This window comes from Parabacteroides johnsonii DSM 18315, from assembly GCF_025151045.1.
Lineage (GTDB): Bacteria > Bacteroidota > Bacteroidia > Bacteroidales > Tannerellaceae > Parabacteroides > Parabacteroides johnsonii.
This window is the reverse complement of sequence record NZ_CP102285.1, coordinates 3,037,690-3,054,975: the sequence shown is the minus strand read 5'-3', so window position 1 is coordinate 3,054,975 and position 17,286 is coordinate 3,037,690. Positions and strand designations below refer to the sequence as shown.

Annotated in this window: 12 protein-coding genes; 8 read left to right on the top strand and 4 right to left on the bottom strand. The window is 46.8% G+C overall.

Going from position 1 to position 17,286, the window contains the following annotated elements; translation table 11 throughout:
- Positions 1-60: 60 nt before the first annotated feature.
- Positions 61-2,742, bottom strand: coding sequence for a calcium-translocating P-type ATPase, PMCA-type (locus tag NQ564_RS12755; protein ID WP_008149883.1), 2,682 nt, complete (start codon positions 2,740-2,742; stop codon positions 61-63).
- A gap of 210 nt (positions 2,743-2,952) precedes the next feature.
- On the opposite strand from NQ564_RS12755, the gene NQ564_RS12750 reads away from it, so the two are divergent.
- On the top strand, positions 2,953-3,450 hold the full coding sequence (locus NQ564_RS12750; RefSeq protein ID WP_129650158.1) for a DUF4251 domain-containing protein: 498 nt from the start codon (positions 2,953-2,955) through the stop codon (positions 3,448-3,450).
- Here the strand turns inward: NQ564_RS12750 and NQ564_RS12745 are convergent.
- Positions 3,410-4,366: a TIGR01212 family radical SAM protein gene (locus NQ564_RS12745; RefSeq protein ID WP_008149881.1), complete on the bottom strand. Its 957-nt coding sequence runs from the start codon at positions 4,364-4,366 to the stop codon at positions 3,410-3,412. The two genes, NQ564_RS12750 and NQ564_RS12745, sit on opposite strands and share 41 nt — an antisense overlap.
- Before the next feature lie 192 nt (positions 4,367-4,558).
- On the opposite strand from NQ564_RS12745, the gene NQ564_RS12740 reads away from it, so the two are divergent.
- From NQ564_RS12740 to NQ564_RS12730, 3 genes are all read left to right on the top strand, one after another.
- Positions 4,559-6,733: a S9 family peptidase gene (locus NQ564_RS12740; RefSeq protein ID WP_008149879.1), complete on the top strand. Its 2,175-nt coding sequence runs from the start codon at positions 4,559-4,561 to the stop codon at positions 6,731-6,733.
- Between the two features lie 6 nt (positions 6,734-6,739).
- The gene (gene lipA / locus NQ564_RS12735; protein WP_008156908.1) at positions 6,740-7,585 is read left to right on the top strand and encodes a lipoyl synthase; all 846 of its coding nucleotides are present in this window, start codon (positions 6,740-6,742) and stop codon (positions 7,583-7,585) included.
- 61 nt (positions 7,586-7,646) lie between these two features.
- The gene (locus tag NQ564_RS12730; protein ID WP_008156909.1) at positions 7,647-8,768 is read left to right on the top strand and encodes a hypothetical protein; all 1,122 of its coding nucleotides are present in this window, start codon (positions 7,647-7,649) and stop codon (positions 8,766-8,768) included.
- A gap of 29 nt (positions 8,769-8,797) precedes the next feature.
- Here NQ564_RS12730 and NQ564_RS12725 read toward each other — a convergent pair whose 3' ends face one another.
- Positions 8,798-9,292, bottom strand: a complete 495-nt coding sequence (locus tag NQ564_RS12725; RefSeq protein WP_008149876.1) for a metallophosphoesterase family protein — start codon at positions 9,290-9,292, stop codon at positions 8,798-8,800.
- A gap of 58 nt (positions 9,293-9,350) precedes the next feature.
- Between NQ564_RS12725 and NQ564_RS12720 the strand changes: the two genes are divergently transcribed.
- The 4 genes from NQ564_RS12720 (at position 9,351) to NQ564_RS12705 (ending at position 15,682) form a co-directional block, all read left to right on the top strand.
- The gene (locus tag NQ564_RS12720; RefSeq protein WP_008149875.1) at positions 9,351-11,420 is read left to right on the top strand and encodes an RNA degradosome polyphosphate kinase; all 2,070 of its coding nucleotides are present in this window, start codon (positions 9,351-9,353) and stop codon (positions 11,418-11,420) included.
- A gap of 5 nt (positions 11,421-11,425) precedes the next feature.
- On the top strand, positions 11,426-12,091 hold the full coding sequence (locus tag NQ564_RS12715) for a hypothetical protein (RefSeq protein ID WP_008149874.1): 666 nt from the start codon (positions 11,426-11,428) through the stop codon (positions 12,089-12,091).
- A gap of 190 nt (positions 12,092-12,281) precedes the next feature.
- On the top strand, positions 12,282-13,286 hold the full coding sequence (locus NQ564_RS12710; protein WP_008149873.1) for a DUF4837 family protein: 1,005 nt from the start codon (positions 12,282-12,284) through the stop codon (positions 13,284-13,286).
- Between the two features lie 29 nt (positions 13,287-13,315).
- Positions 13,316-15,682, top strand: coding sequence for an ABC transporter permease (locus NQ564_RS12705; RefSeq protein ID WP_129650156.1), 2,367 nt, complete (start codon positions 13,316-13,318; stop codon positions 15,680-15,682).
- A 75-nt stretch (positions 15,683-15,757) separates the two neighbouring features.
- Here the strand turns inward: NQ564_RS12705 and NQ564_RS12700 are convergent, their stop codons facing one another.
- A complete protein-coding gene (locus tag NQ564_RS12700) occupies positions 15,758-17,161 on the bottom strand; it encodes a methyltransferase RsmF C-terminal domain-like protein (RefSeq protein WP_008149871.1) in 1,404 nt (467 codons plus the stop codon).
- Positions 17,162-17,286: the final 125 nt, after the last annotated feature.

Genomic DNA, 17,286 nt, shown 5'->3' with positions numbered 1-17,286 from the left:
ATGATTTAGATGTAAGTGAAGAGGGTTGCGTCAGTTTTTGGCGCAACCCTCTTTTTTTATTTATTTTCTCCATCTTTCGATTAACCGACCTATCTCTCCGATCCAGAGAACCAGAGAAGTCGAGCCGATAATGATTCCCCAGTCTTTCCAGGATAACGGGACGACACTGAACATCTCGCCGCCGAACGTGACGATCAGATATTGCCCTATGATAATGAGCAAGGCCACCATCAAGAAACTCTTGCACCCTTTCAGGTTGGCGAATGCCGAGCGGCCTTCCATAAACGCTTTTGCATTGAACATATTCCAGAACTGAAGCATCACGAAGAAACTGAAGAACCAAGATAGGTCGTGCGGCGTCAGTCCGTCCTGTGCATGGAAGTGAAGCAACAATCCCATCAAAACGATTACAAATGCGAGACCGACACCGAAAATATTGTAAGCCATCGGGCGGGTAATGATAAAGTCGCCGTTCTTACCGCTCCGGCGAGGTTTGTCTTTCATCACCCGTTCGTTAGGTGGTAGTGAAGCCAGTGCTCCGGCGGCAAATGTATCCATAATCAGGTTCACCCAAAGCATCTGGGTGATCGTAAGCGGGGATTCGGTCCCCAATAAAGACCCCAACAAGACGATCAGGCAGGCCGCCACATTGATCGTCAACTGGAACAACAAGAATTTCTGGATGTTCCGGTACAGTGAACGTCCCCACATTACCGCCCGGGTAATGCTGCTGAACGAGTTGTCTATGATCGTGATGTCGCTTGCCTCTTTTGCCACGGAGGTTCCGTCTCCCATAGATAGTCCGACCTGTGCGGCTTTCAGGGCCGGGGCGTCATTGGTACCGTCGCCTGTGACGGCCACTACGGCTCCTTTTTGTTGCAACAATTGTACTAGGCGTTGTTTGTCAGTCGGTCGGGCGCGGCACATGATCTTCAAGTCGAGCACACGATCCAGCGCTTCTTCGTCAGTCAAGGCTTCGAAGCCTGGGCCGGTGATGATGTTGCGTTCGGTGTCTCCGGTCTTCCAGGTTCCGATCTGTCGTCCGATCTCTTTAGCCGTTCCCGGAGTGTCGCCGGTCACGATCTTGATGTCGATGCCGGCATCAAGGCAACTTTGGACAGCAGCCGGAACATCAGCACGAACAGGGTCGGAAATAGCGACGATACCTAAATAAGTAAGGTCCGTCTTGTGCAGCCGTCCGTTCACGAAAAATGCGGCATCCTGCCCGTCTTCCAGTATCTGATAGGCGAATCCCAACGTACGCATAGCTTGGTTCTGATAGTCCAACAGTTGCTTTTCGATACCGGCTTTGCATTCTTCTACCGGTTTGTAGGTGCCGTCGATAGCCACCCGATTGCTGTTCGCCAGTACGATTTCCGGAGCACCTTTGACATACAGCACGCGTTTGCCCAATAAGGATGATTGTACGACTGTTGCCATATATTTCCGTTCGGTGGAGAATGTCAATTGGTCCAGTATCCGGTCATTTTCTCTTATTTCCAGGTAATTCTGATGTTGGCTGTTCAACCATAGCAGCAAGGCTGCTTCTGTCGGGTTCCCTAATGTTTTTATCTTTTCTTCGGAGAAATCGAGGAAGGCGGTTGAGTTGACCGATATTCCTTCTTTTATCAGCACGCTCAGGCAGTCGTCTCCTAATTGCTGGTCTTTCAGGTTATAAAAGTTTGTCTGATATACCTGCATTTGGTTCTGTGTGAGTGTTCCGGTCTTATCGGTACAGATAACAGTGGTAGCCCCCATTGTTTCGCAGGCATGCATTTTGCGGACCAGATTGTTTGTTTTCAGCATACGGTTCATACTGAGTGCAAGGCTGAGGGTTACGCTCATCGGCAAACCTTCCGGTACGGATACGACGATCAACGTGACGGCTACCATAAAGATATTCAAAATATGCGAGATCAGGTCCATGACCGGCATTCCGGCTGAAGACAGTAATACTTTTGTCAGCAGTGCGATAAAAGTGATGGCGGCAATCGCATAGCCGGCCTTACTGATTACTTTTGCCAGCCCTGCCAGCTGCATCTGCAACGGTGTGTCGATATTGTTTTCTATCTGCGAGCCTTCATACACTTTCCCGTATCCGGTTTCATCACCGACTTTCTCCACCGCCATAACGCCGTGTCCGTCGACAACAGTCGTTCCGCGCATGACAACATTAGACGGATAGGTCGCTTCTTCATCGAAGTCCGCTTCGTTGGTCGTCTTGCTGATGATCGGTTCGCCGGTCAATGTCGATTCGTTGATCTGGAGGGAGATCGCTTCCAATAGATGTCCGTCGGCCGGGACCTCTTCTCCCGTTTCAAGTACGACTATATCGCCGACGACCACCTCTTTTCGCGGAATCTGGCAGATATTCCCTTCGCGGATCACCTTCACGAAAATATCATCATTGACTGTATTCAAAACGTCGAATGCTCTGTTTGCTTTGACTTCGAAAAAGAAGCCGACGCAAGAAGCCAACATGATGGCAAAGAATATGCCGATCGGTTCGAGGAAAGCGCTGAAGCCTTTAGCCTCCGGTCCCCAACAATGTACGCCGGCGATAATCATGGATAAGAACCATGCCACCAATAGGATTTTGATAATCGGGTCGTTGAACTTTTCAAGAAATTGGCTCCATAGAGAGGCTTTCTCTGGAGGAGTGAGGATATTTTCGCCGTGAAGGCGCCTGCTTTCTTCTACTTCTTGTTTGGTTAATCCTTGATACTGATGTTTTTTCTCCATAAATTTATTAATCTGTTTCAGAAAATTGAAGGGACAAATAAAGTAAAGTTAAGGGACATATACAAATGCAGGAAGTTAATGTTTGAAATCAGATAGTGATTAAGTCTTTGTTTTTAAGGTAATTTAATGATAAACGAATAAACCTTTTAAGGCTTTGAATTGTCTTATATATACATAGGCAAATAATAGTGTTTAGTTATTTAAGGTTATATGAGGAACATTAGGTTATTCTTTTTTGTGGGGATTGTCCTTTTTTTGGGGGGGCAATCCCTTTATTCTCAAAGTAAGAAAGAGAGGAAGGAACAGAAAGCAAAAGAGATAAAAGAAATGATAGAAAACGGCCGGTTTACGATCGAGGTGGACCGGGCGTTGCCAATGGGAGGACGTACGGTTAATCTGACGACTCCTTATTCTCTTGAAATGCGCGGTGACTCGGCGATTTCTTATCTGCCTTATTTCGGCAGGGCATATTCTTTGCCGTATGGTGGAGGCGATGGGATGCGTTTTGAAGAATCAATTACCGATTATCAATCAACCTTCGATAAGAAGGGGACCGCTCGAATTAAATTCGTAGCCCGTACCAAAGAAGATACTTTCCGTTTCAATATGCAAGTATTTTCAAATGGTTCCGCGATCATAAGCGTAACGCCGACTAATAGGCAGAATATCACATACCAGGGAGAACTGGCTCCGAAGAAGGAGGATTGAGCAGACGCCCCTGCCGCGCATTTCGTTCTGAAATACGTTTATTTACCTTGGCTGTAAATTCAAAATTCTTAAGTCCCCAATCTGGTGCAATCAGCAACTCTTTTGGGGATTGTGATACGAACCTCTCTACGACAATAGAGGGGTTTAATCGTTCTATGAAGTCTATGACCAGGTCGATGTATTCATCGGCGGTGTAGAGATGGAACTGTTCAGGATGTTCCGCCTGTTCCCTGGCCATGCGCGTACCTCGGATAAGCTGCAATTGATGGAGCTTCAGCGTCGTGAGAGGAAGGGCGGACAGAATGTCGGCATGGTGCAATATCTCTTCCCTGCTTTCTCCCGGAAGGCCTAAGATCAAGTGGGCTCCCGTGTAGATGTTTCTGGCCGCCGTGCGACGGATGGTCTCTTCCGATTCGGCATGTGTATGTCCCCGGTTGATACGGGTTAAGGTGCGGTCCAGCGTGCTCTCCAGGCCATATTCGATCATCACGAACTTCTTTTGGGATAAAGTGGAGAAATAATCCAATAGCGCGTCCGGCATACAGTCCGGGCGTGTTCCGACGATCAGTCCGACGACATCCGGACAGGCGAGGGCTTCTTCATATTTGGAGATCAATGAATCCAGTTTGTCATACGTGTTTGTGTATGCTTGGAAATAGGCCAGATATTTCATCTCCGGATATTTACGGGAGAAAAAGCGAACGCCTGCTTCCAGTTGTTCCGTTGCGCTTTTTTCGGTATGGCAGTATTCCGGGCTGAATGTTTGGTTGTTGCAGTAGGTACAACCGCCGAAACCTTTCGTCCCGTCACGGTTGGGACAGGTGAAGCCGGCATTGATCGATATCTTTTGCACTTTATAAGGGAATACTTCCCGCAAGAAGTCTCCGAAATCACGATATGGTTTGCTGTTTTCCATAAGGGCAAAGGTAATTTATAATGGTTAAAGGGCAATGTCCGGTGGTTAATAATTTGATAAAATGATATCCGGAAGCCTTTGTTCTACACAAATATCCTTTAATCATTGACAATTTTCTGCCAAATACGGCAAGAATGTAGTAACTTTGCAATCCGTTCTAACTGAAATATTAAGATAAAAATAGAATCATACATGAAACGATTAGGGTTTGGTGCTTTACTTTCGTTCCTGCTGGTAGGGAGCCTGGCAGCCCAGAATGGGAGCAAACGTGTCGATTTAAAAGAAATTACAGACGGTCAGTTCCGCCAGGTTACTAATATTGGAGAAATGCGTTCTATGCCTGACGGCGAGCATTATACGGCGATGAACGATGCTCGCAACATGATTATAAAATATTCTTATCGTACTGGAAATCCGGTTGATACTTTATTCAATACAGGGAAAGCGCGTGAGTGTACGTTTGACAAGTTCGACGGATATACGATCAGCAGCACCGGACACCATATTCTTGTATGGCGCGATACGGAACCGATTTATCGCCGTTCATTCAAGGCGAATGTGTATGACTACGATGTGCGCCGTAATTATGTGAAACCGATTTCAGATTCGAAAGGCAAGCAAATGATTCCGACATTCTCGCCGGACGGGAGGATGGTCGCTTATGTGAGTGACAATAATATATGGATTCGTAAATTTGATTACGATACGGAAGTCCAGGTGACGAAAGACGGTGAGCTGAATAAAATCCTGAATGGTATTACTGATTGGGTCTATGAAGAAGAGTTTGCCGTAACGAACCTGATGGCTTGGTCGCCGAACAGTGAACAACTAGCTTTTGTGCGTTTCGACGAATCGGAAGTGCCCGAATATTCGATGCAGATGTTCGGAGATGGGTTATATCCCGGCTATTATAATTATAAATATCCGAAGGCCGGTGAGAAGAATTCGAAAGTTACGTTGCATTCTTATGACGTGGCGACGAAAGATACGAAAGAATTGAAAGTTCCGGTAGAGGCGGATAGCTATATTCCGCGGATTGTTTTTACGAATAATGACGATCAGTTGGCTGTGATGACCTTGAACCGTCATCAGAATGTTTTCAATATGTATTATGCGAATCCTAAAAGCGGTGTTTTCCGTTTGATCCTGCGTGACGAAAATAAGGCATATGTCGATTCGGAATGGTTGAACTCTATCCATTTCTATGCGAACAGTTTCTCATATGTGAACGAACAGGATGGCTATGCGCATATTTATCTGTATTCTCCTACGGGTGTCATGCAGCGCCAGGTGACGAAGGGCAATTGGGATGTGACAGCGTTCCTGGGGTATGATGAAGCGACAAAGACGGTCTACTATGAATCGGCCGAAGAAAGTCCGATCCGGCGTGCTATATATAAAATCGATGCGAAAGGAGTAAAGACGAAACTTTCCACGCAGGAAGGAACGAATAATGCAACATTCAGCGATAACTTCGCTTATTATGTAAATCAATATTCAAATGCGAATACGCCGGTCAAAATTACCGTAAACGAGACGAAGTCGAATAAAGTCCTGCGGGTCCTTCAGGATAACGCTCGTCTGGTCGATAAGCTGGCTGGCTATTCATATGCCAAGAAAGAGTTTATCAAAGTGCGTACAGCTTCCGATTATGAACTGAATGCATGGATCGTGAAACCGGTCGACTTTGATGAATCGAAAAAATATCCGGTTCTAATGTTCCAATACAGTGGTCCGAACTCCCAGCAGGTGTTGGATAAATATGGCTTTGACTGGGAACAATATCTGGCGGCTAACGGGATTATTACGGTCTGTGTGGACGGACGTGGTACAGGTGCCCGTGGAGAAGCCTTCCGTAAGTGTACTTATCTGCGGATGGGGGAACTGGAATCCAGGGACCAGGTGGAAGCGGCACAGGCTTTAGGTAAATTGTCGTTTGTCGACAAGAGCCGCATGGCTATCTGGGGATGGAGTTTCGGTGGCTACAATACGCTGATGGCCATGAGTGTTGGCAACGGAACTTTTAAAGCCGGTATTGCTGTTGCACCTCCTACTGATTGGAAATATTACGATTCTGTCTATACGGAACGTTTTATGCGTACGCCAAAAGAAAATTTTGAAGGTTATGCCGCTACTTCACCGATCCGTCTGGCGAAGGATTTGCAGGGGAAGTTGTTGTTGATTCATGGCACAGCCGACGATAATGTGCATTTCCAGCAGACAATGGATTATGCCGAAAGCTTGGTACAAGCCGGAAAGCAGTTTGAAATGCAGGTCTACAAAGACCGTAACCATAGCATCTACGGTGGAAACACCCGCTATCATCTGTATACCAGAATGTCTAACTTTTTATTTGATAATTTGTAACTTATAATGTCAAAACATTTGAGAAAGCCGGATTGGTTAAAAATCCGGCTGGGTGGGAACGAACAGTTCACACGAACAAAAAGCATCGTTGAATCCCACTGCCTACATACGATCTGCACCAGCGGGAAATGTCCGAATATGGGAGAGTGCTGGAGTAGGGGGACGGCTACCTTTATGATTGCGGGAGATATCTGTACGCGTTCTTGCCGTTTCTGCAATACGTTGACTGGCAAGCCGCTCCCGTTGGACCCGAAGGAACCTGCGAATGTGGCGGAAAGCATCCGGCTGATGAAATTGAAACATGCGGTCATTACTTCTGTCGACCGGGATGATTTGCCTGATTTGGGTGCGCAGCATTGGGTCGATACGATCCGTACGATAAAAGCGGTCAATCCGGAAACGACGGTAGAGGTCTTAATCCCCGACTTTCAGGGACGGTTGGAACTGGTGGATAAAGTGGTGGCAGCCGCTCCTGAAATAATATCCCATAATATGGAAACTGTTCGCCGTATCAGTCCCGAGGTGCGTAGCGCAGCGAAGTACGAGGTAAGCCTCTCCGTGCTTGCGCGTATAGCCGCACAAGGCGTCGTAGCTAAGACCGGTATAATGGTAGGCCTGGGTGAAACAGTCGAGGAGGTTTGCGAATTAATGGATGACGTGCGGGCTGCCGGCGTCTCCGTCTTGACAATCGGGCAATACTTGCAGCCAAGCCGGAAAAATATTCCGGTGAAAGAATATGTGACGCCCGAACAGTTTGAGTCTTATAAATCAATTGCTTTACAAAAAGGGTTCAAAAAGGTGGAGAGCGCTCCACTGGTCCGTTCCTCTTATCACGCTGAAAAACACGTATGATGGCGAGAACATTTCTCTGTACAATTTGTTATGTTATAAAGGGAAAAAAGGGGAAAAGGGTATGAACAAAGTGAAGAGAGGCCTGGATAATCAGGCCATAGGCTTAGTGCCATTGTTGCTGTTTATGTTTTTGGATAATTATTTTTCATATTTGTTATCCTTCATAATCGGCGTTACCTTTTGTTTCGTTTGTATTTTTTTGTTTCAGATCCTGAGTAAGGATAAGGTTTATCAATTTTTGTTATTACCGGCTGCGACAACATTAGTTCTTTATTCGATTTTTCTTTGCCTTCGGCTTGAGCCGGTGTTGTTTATTTATTCTCCGTTAATAACAGAAGTTTTGTTGGTGGTGGTATTGGCGTTTTTGGGGTTTGCCAAACGGACAATATTGCGGCGAATCCGGACTTCTCAGCATCCGACTTACAAGCGGACATTGATGCGTACTACATTAAATGAATTCTTTTTTGTCGCCCAGCTCATCCAGAATCTCTATACATTGCATCTGTTTATCATTTTGGTATACAGTATTCTGCCCGAAACGATGCAGAGCGTGCGTATGGAGCGTTTTTTATACAGGGAGCTTGGGATCGTTATCGGAGTATTTTTGATTCTGTATGAACAGATAAGAATCTCGATGATGCAAGGCAGCCTTCGAAAAGAAATGTGGTTGCCTGTTTTGAACGACGGAGGAAAGGTGATTGGTTGCATAGCCCGATCTGTAAGTCGTTCGTTACCAAAAAAGTATTATCATCCTGTCGTACGTGTAGCTGTTATTTACCAGGGAATGCTTTATCTGGTAAATAGGGGGAAGAAGTCTTTTGTATCTCCTGATACGATCGACTATCCGTTTTACAGCTATGTTTTGTTCCGCCATAGTATAGAAAGTACAGTGCGTGAAACAATGGGTGGCTTGGGTGAGAAAGACGATGCCATGCCCCGCTTCCTGATTCGGTACACATTTGAGAACGAAAAGGTGAAACATCTGGTGAACCTGTATGTGATGTGTGTGCGCTCAGAAGAGGTAATGGATCAGATCAAACAACCGAATGGAAAACTCTGGACTTCCAAACAGATTGAAGAAAATCTGAGTTCAGGTGTTTTCAGCGAGTATTTTGAACAGGAGTTTGCTTATTTGCAAAACACTGTCCTGTTGGCAGAAAATTTCTGCTGTGCCAATTGTTAGAATCGGTAAGGGTGCAAATGGTTGCACTCTTACCGATTGCCCAATTCAATAACTTCCAAATCTTTGATCTGCTTCCCGTCTATTACGAAACGTACCAGAGTCCTTACCTGATGAAACCCGCTTTTACCGGCTGCTCCCGGGTTGATATACAAACAATTCAAACTTCTGTCGAAAGCAACTTTCAGGATATGCGAATGTCCGGCAATAAAAAGATTGGGCCGGGTGTCGTACAACTCTTTCCGGATAAGCGGGTTATAACGGCCGGGATAGCCTCCTATATGCGTCATCATCACGTTTACTTCTTCGACTTTGAAATGGGCGATTTGCGGATATTGCAGCCGGAGTGATTGCCCGTCAATATTACCATATACGGCGCGAAGTGGTTTCAGGGTACCCAGCCGTGCCGCCAATCCGTCCGAACCGATATCTCCTGCATGCCAGATTTCATCACATTCCGAAAAATATTCCGCGTACTTGTCGTCCCACCAGGCATGGGTATCTGAAAGAAGTCCTATTTTAAGCATAACAATTTCTTTTATCTCACAAAAGTATTTATATTTACCGACCGAAGATAATAATACGATGGAGAATTCACATAAATACTTTAAACGTGATATTAGCTGGTTGTCCTTTAACTATCGCGTTTTGCTGGAGGCGGAGGATGAAACGCTCCCTATCTATGAGCGTATCAAGTTTTTGTCGATCTATTCGTCCAATCTCGAAGAGTTTTACGAAATCAGGGTTGCCGAGCATCGGGGAGTGATCATGAAAAAGAACTTTACCGAAGAAAGCGGAGCGGAAGCCGAAGAGACACTTGCCGAAATCACAGAAGAGGTGAATCGGCAGCAGCGCGAATATTATCGTATCTTCTCCAAAGTATTGCAAGAATTGAACCGGCAGGATATTTATTTGTATCAGGACAGCCGGCCGGAACCGTTTCATGAGGAATTTGTGCATAATTTTTTCAACGAAGAGGTGTTTCCTTTCCTTTCGCCAGTCATGATACAGGCGGGGGATATCCGTACGTTCATACGTGACCGCCGTCTTTATCTGGTTATCCGGATGATGAAAAAGAGCAAGCGGATGGCTGATCCGGATTATGTGCCGGACTATTATTATGCCCTGATGAAAATCCCGTATGCAAAAGTGCCCCGTTTTATTGAATTGCCCACGCATGAAGGGAAACATTATATCATGTTTATCGATGATATTATCCGGGCCAATTTGTCCAGTATCTTCCCCGGCTATGTGGTGGAGAGTTGTTACAGCATCAAGATTTCAAGAGATGCTGATATTTACCTGGATGACGAGAAAGGAGGGAATATCGTGGAAAACATTCGCAAGAAAGTGAAAAAGCGTAAGATTGGTGCCTTGAGTCGGTTTATGTACGATAGCAATATGCCTGAAGATTTTCTGGCGTTTGTATGCAGTGCCTTTGGTATTACCACGGACGATCTGGTATTGGGGGGACGGTATAACAATTTGCAGGACCTGATCAAGCTGCCGAATCCGAAGGGGAAAGAGCTGGAACAACAGGTTCCGTCTCCCATGCGTGTGCCTTTCCTGGACGAGATGGGCTCTGTCTTCCGGGCAGTGAAAAAGCGGGATATCCTGTTGCATTTTCCTTACCAGTCTTTCGACTACCTGATCCGTTTCCTGATGGAGGCGGCTTTTGATCCGAAAGTGGATGAAATTAAAATCACGCAATACCGGGTGGCGGAGAATTCGGCCGTTATCAACACGTTGATCAGTGCTGCGCAGAATGGGAAGAAGGTAACGGTCTTTGTAGAGCTAAAAGCTCGTTTCGACGAAGAGAACAATATGAGTACGGCTGAACGGATGGAGCAGGCAGGTATCCGTATTATCTATAGCATTCCCGGCTTGAAAGTGCATGCAAAAGTGGCGGTTATCCTGCGGAAAGATACGGAAGACGGCAGTAAGCGGAGGGATTTTGCCTATCTGAGTACCGGTAATTTCAATGAAAAAACGGCACGTATCTATTCTGATATGGCGTTGCTGACTTCGAATTCGGAATTGATAACCGACATAAACAAAGTGTTTGCAGTGCTGGAAGGGAAGTTGACCGATCCGACATTCCGCCACTTGCTGGTTGCCCGTTTTAATATGGTGCCGGAACTGACTCGTATGATCCATCGGGAGATCGAACATGTGAAGGCTGGGCGTAAAGGCCGCATCATATTGAAGATGAACGGACTTCATGATCAGAATATGATCAATGAACTGTATAATGCGAGTGAGAACGGGGTGGAAATCGACCTGATTGTCCGGGGGATTTGTTGCCTGGTTCCGAACCGTCCGTTCAGTGCGAATATCAAGGTTACTCGTATAGTGGATATGTTTCTGGAACATTCTCGCATCTGGTACTTCTATAATGACGGTGAAGAGGAGCTGTTCCTGACTTCTGCCGATTGGATGCGCCGGAACCTGAATAGGCGTATAGAGACTGCTTTCCCGATTCTGAATGCGGAGATTAAGCGAAATATCATAGATATCCTGAATATCCAGTTGCAAGATAATGTAAAAGCCTGTTTGATCGACGAACATCTACATAACAATTTCAAACGGGATGACAACCCGGTGAAAGTCCGGGCACAACTGGCAATTTATGAATATCTGAAAAACAAAATATAGACGGTATGGATCTTTCTTCTTCCTGGACATTCGTATTATTTACCTTATGTTTTGTCGCCCTGATCGCAGGAGCTTTGCTCGGATTTGCGGTCGGGTTTCGTACGGGTGGCAGACAAGAACGCTTTCGGTTGGTGAAGGAGAAGCTGAAACGGAATAAAGCGGCCATCTGCCGTTGGCAAAAGGAACGTTACGAATATGCCAGGCAGGTGAAGCAGTTGGAAGAAGACTTGTTGCATTCGGCATCCGAATCCGAACACTATAAGGAACGGATGTCTGACCTTGAGTTCTACCAGCAGAAACTCCGGGAGAGCGAGCGGATAATTTCCTCCTTATCGGTTGAAAACGAATGCCAGTCCGATTCCCTTTCGATGCTGGTCCAGTTGAAAGAGGATCCGCTTCGCACGAACCTTACCCGCGAGGAATGGAATGGGCTGTTCCATCTGACCGATATCCTTTTCCACCATGTCTTGTCCGACTTGAAGGAGAAGCGAGGGATTACCCGCCATGAACAGGAAATCTGCTGTCTGGTCAAATGGAACTTCTCGCGGAAGGAACAATTAGCTGTTTTCAATAATACTTCGGAAGCACTGACCAAATCGAAAAACCGGTTGAAGAAGAAGCTCCGGCTGGATGAGAAGGTCGATTTGGATCAATTTATTCGTCTTTATTAAGGACCGGAAAGAGGCGGATTGTCCGCCAAATTGGATATTTGTTACTTTTTGATTGGTTTATATGGTTGTATCTTAGTTTGTTATCCGGTGTTTCACTTGTCCGGCATCGTCTCTTTTCTTTCTTTTTCTTCCTCTCTATCTTTGTTTCGTGTAAATTTAGTTTTTTAAGATAATCTAATGGAGGAATGATATGAGAACGCGATTTCTATTAACTTTGATTCTGATCGCCCTGATAGGGGGGACCGCTTGTAATCGGTCATCCAAACCGGCTAAACAGTCTATCTTTATGAAGCGGGCAACTGGTTTTGCTTATGAAGTATTGGTTGTAATGGACAAAGATGCGTGGAAAGGGGAAGCGGGCCGGTCACTGTACGACCAACTGACTGCTCCTATTCCGGGACTGCCGCAGAATGAGCCGGCCATGCGGGTGACGTATGCCGAGCCTTCCCAGTTTAACGGTCTGCTGCATTATGTCCGCAACATTATCCATGTCCGGATCGATGAAGCCCTTTATACAAAGGTGTCTGTACATAAGGAAAAAGACCGGTGGGCTACGGGGCAGGAAGTGGTTACGCTCAACGCTCCTTCTTCCCGGCTTTTGGCTGAATACTTGGAAAAACAAGGCACATCATTGGTTGCTTGGTTAGGAGAGAAAGAACGGGAACGGCAGGCCGATTATCTGGAAAGTTCGCATAGCGTCTGGGTGAATGACAAAGTGAGGGCACGTTTCAATGCGCAGCTGTATGCTCCGGAAGAGATGTGTTCTTACAAAGATACGGCAGACTTCTTTTGGGTGACTGATCATGGTACGAGAGGACGGATCGATATGGTCGTGTATAGTTTTCCTTATGTCAGCGGACGCACGTTTACGTTGGATTATCTGGTCGCCATGCGTGATTCCGTTTTGGGAGAACATATACAGGGGGCGTTTCCCGGTTCTTATATGACGACCGAAAAGCGTTTTACTCCCTCTTACGAAGCAATCTCGAAGAACGGGGAATACTGTGGAGTCGTGCGAGGCTTATGGGAGATGGAAGGCGATATGATGGGCGGTCCGTTTGTCAGCCATGCTCATCTCGATGAAAAGAACCAGCGGGTTGTCGTGACGGAAACCTTCGTCTATGCCCCCAACACAAAAAAAGCAAAACTGCTCCGACGTGGCGAAGCTTCGCTTTATACGTTTTGCATGGATTGAAATGTTTATACTTTAAATGTGATAGTATTATGTTGGCACTTTATCTGAAAATCACTTTTCGCAATATGTGGAAATACAAGACACAGTCGCTGACCGGTATTTTCGGTTTGGCATTCGGGCTTGCTTGTTTTGTCCCGGCCCTTTATTGGCTGCATTACGAAACGTCTTACGACAGTTTCTATCCGGAAGCGGAGGATATTTATCGTGTTTATGCCATAGATAAACGGTCCGGAAATGTGAACAAAAGCCTTTCGAAAGTTTATGAGAAGGCATTGCACGAACAGTTTCCGGCAGTAGAAGCTTCTGCTGTTTGCATAACCGGGCAGGAGGAGAACTGTCGTACTGATCATGTTCCGTATGTCCGGTTGCGCATGCTTTATGCCGAGAATGCTTTCTTCAATGTTTTCCCGCAGAAGTTTGTTTGTGGTGATGCCGAACATCCGCTACAAGTCATAGATAATATCGTGCTTACGGAAACAATGGCTATCCGCTTGTTCGGTGATCCGGAAAAAGCGGTCGGGCAGCAGGTGCAGAATACGATAAGGGCGGATTGGCCTCCCTATACGGTCACGGCTGTGGTGAAAGACCCGCCGGCCAACTCGAATTTCTCATTCGATGCGATTATTTACAGCGATATGGTCAAACACTTTGCCGGAATAGATGAAAAACAACAATGGGGCTTTTTTATCTTTGATTTGTATGTGAAGTTGAATCCTCATGCGGATGCTGGGGCACTGGCAGAGCAAGTGCGTGATTTGGCTTCCCGTTCTGGGAGTAACCCCGATGTTGAGTTGCGGATATTACCTGTTGGCGATATCCGTCACCATCTGAACTCGGATGCTCCCTTTACACTGAATTTCATAGGTTTGTTTGTCGCCTCCGGGATATTGTTGCTGTTGTCAACGGTATTCAATTTCTTAAACTTGCATCTCGACTTTTTCCGCCAGCGCCTCCGAGAGTTGCATTTACGCATAGTGAACGGGGCGACGGGAGGCCAGTTGATCCGGCAGATGCTTTTTGAACTGGCTTGTTCGACTCTGATTGCCTTTCTGCTGTCCTATTTCCTGATAATACTTGTCCGTCCTGCTTTTTCTGGCTTGTTGGGTATTGAAATAGGGGTGTCGCAATTGATTCTGTTCTTTCTGGCTTGCAGTGCCGTATTATGGAGCTCGATACTGCTTGTCGGTGTTGTTGCTTTTTGGCGCTTAAGCCGTTTGGCTATGCTGTCTCTGTCGGAAAGGGAGGGTAGGAGGCAGCCGGTGCTGAGGCGGATGGCTGTGACCTTACAACTTGCTGTCAGTGTCGTGTTTATTCTTGCCGCATCCGTCGTAATGATGCAGATGCGTTTTGTCAATCACAAAGATTTGGGGTTTGACCGTAACGGAATCGTACAGTTGTCCGGATTTCAGGATTATTCGGGAAAAGTGGAAGCTGCTTTGATAGACAGGTTGAAAACTGTTCCCCAAATCGAAATTCTGACCGATGCTTATTTCGAACCTCGCCATGAAGTACTGCCTTATTGTCTGTCGAATCGGGTGGAATGGCCGGGAGAGCAATTTTCTGCGAACAGCTCTTTTTATCTGCTTCCTGTAGACGAGTGTTTTGCCTCGACGTTCCGTTTGGAACTGCTTCATGGGAAGTGGTGGGAGGAAGGAGAGATGCAAAAGGTGGTCCTCAACGAGGAGGCGGTCCGTGTAATGGGGCTTCGTGACCCGGTGGGGACGGTTATCCGTATGCCGGTGTTCGAAGAGGATTCTGTAGCCGATTATGAAGTGGCGGGTGTGGTGAAAGATTTCCATTTGTTGTCACTTCGCAACCGTATCCAGCCTGCGCTTTTCTTTCCTTCACCACAGTTGTTCAATATTTTGTATTTACGCATTGTTCCCGGAAAGGAGATGGAGGCGATCCGTCGGATTATGGAGATTCTTCCCGAAGTCGACGTTACGTTGACTGATGCCCGTTTGACACCGATAGGTGATTTGTATGACCGCCTTAACCGTTCGGAACAGGTGGGTCTGAAAATGTTTTCCGTTTTGGCGGTTGTTTGCCTGTTGATTTCATTGTTTGGTATCTATGCTGTGGCCTCTGCCGCTTCTCACCGTCGTCGAAAAGAGATTGCCATCCGTAAGGTAGTTGGTGCTGAAGCCGAAACGATCGTTCGTATGTTCTTCCGCGAATATACGCTGCAAGTGGTCATCGCCGGTGTCTTTGCACTTCCGCTGGCTTACTTTACCATGAACAACTGGCTACAAGGATATGCCTATCGCACGGATATCCCTGGATGGCTACTTGCAGGAGTACTCACGGGGGTGATCGCAGTGGTGCTACTTACCGTACTGGGACAGGTGTTGAGGGCGGCTAACAGTAATCCGGCAGAGGTTGTGAAAAGTGAATAATCTTATTGAAAGATGCTATGTGTTAATTCAACATCCTGTCTTTTAGATCGGCCTGTGTAGAGGGGGACCCTTTCTCTATAAGAGAGATAGCATAGTCTTCACCTGCTCCGGTACATACCCCGTGCGGATGCGCCATTCCTGCGGATAAAGGTTGTTGGCACGGTTGCCGAGATGTTTGGTGAAACCGAGCGGAAACTTTTTGTAACGGACCAATACGTAGCCTTTCTCTGTGCCGGCAGGCAGGAGGAGAGCTTCTTTTTTCAGATACCGGATCGCATCGTCCCAATCTAAATCAGCCACGGGGAAAGCTTCCGGGCACAGAGCCGTGCTGAGTGCCAGTTCTTCGGCAGGGATGAAATCTTTTCCTTTCGTCTCGCCGATACAGATACCGGCCGAAAGAATGCGCAGGTGCTCGCGAAGCAGGGGGGATGCGTCCCGAGCGGATTCGGGGAGCATCCTCAGGATATTACCGCTCCATTCGGGTGAAAAAGAAGACGTGTCCGACAGATAGGATTGGACAGCTTTCGGGATGGCAGGAGCAGTTTTCCCCTTTTCTTTTTTATTCTTGTTTTTGAACCGGATCTCTTCCGTCTCGCCATCCGCTTTGCGCAGGGCGGCGAGGAAGAAACCTTCTCCCTTGGTCTTGTGCGGGAAAAAACGGTAGACCGGATGGTTATATTTCAATGGGCCGGTGATTTGCCATTCGTCCTTTATGGGGATGGGCAGTGCTTCGGCTCCCAATTCTTCCGTTATATAATGGATATTCTCTTCATCCTCCTCCGTGTTGTAGGTACAGGTGCTATAGATCAGCAGACCACCGGGCTTCAGTGCGTTCCAAACATCGTGGATGATGCGGCGTCCGCGTCCGGCACAGAGTTCGACGTTCGCGATACTCCATTCGCCTGTACTATCGGTATCTTTGCGGAACATACCTTCGCCGGAACAGGGCACGTCAGCGATGATCACATCAAAGAAATGCGTAAGGCAGCCGACCTCTTTCGGATCATTGTTTGTCACGATGCAATTCGGATTTCCCCACTTGGCGATATTTTCCGCAAGTATATGACTCCGGCTACGGATCACTTCATTGCTGACTAGCAGGCTCCCTTCCGGCAGGCACGCCGCCAGATGAGTTGATTTACCTCCCGGAGCGGCACATAGGTCAAGACACCGGACAGGCGTTTTCACATGACTGCGGACCGCCTGTTCGAGAAACATGGACGACGCTTCCTGTACGTAGTAGGCGCCGGCATGGAAGAGCGGATCGAAGGTAAACGAAAGCCTTTCAGGCAGGTAATAGCCTGTATCGCACCAAGCCACCCGGTTACCAGGAATATCGGCTACCGGAGCAGGAGTGCCTTTCTTTTCGTTGATACGGATGCTGACGGGGACATCGGCCTGCAACGCCGCTTCGAAACTGTCGAACTCATTTCCCAGCAATGCGCGGGTACGTGTGATAAAATCTATCGGAAGTGCCATCTCTTTTCGCTTGTTTTCGGCAAAAATACTACTTTTGCGTAAGATTTAAGATTTATGATTTATGATTTATGGCCATGTCGCCTTTTTTATCATGGTCATAAATCATAAATCATAAATCATAAATC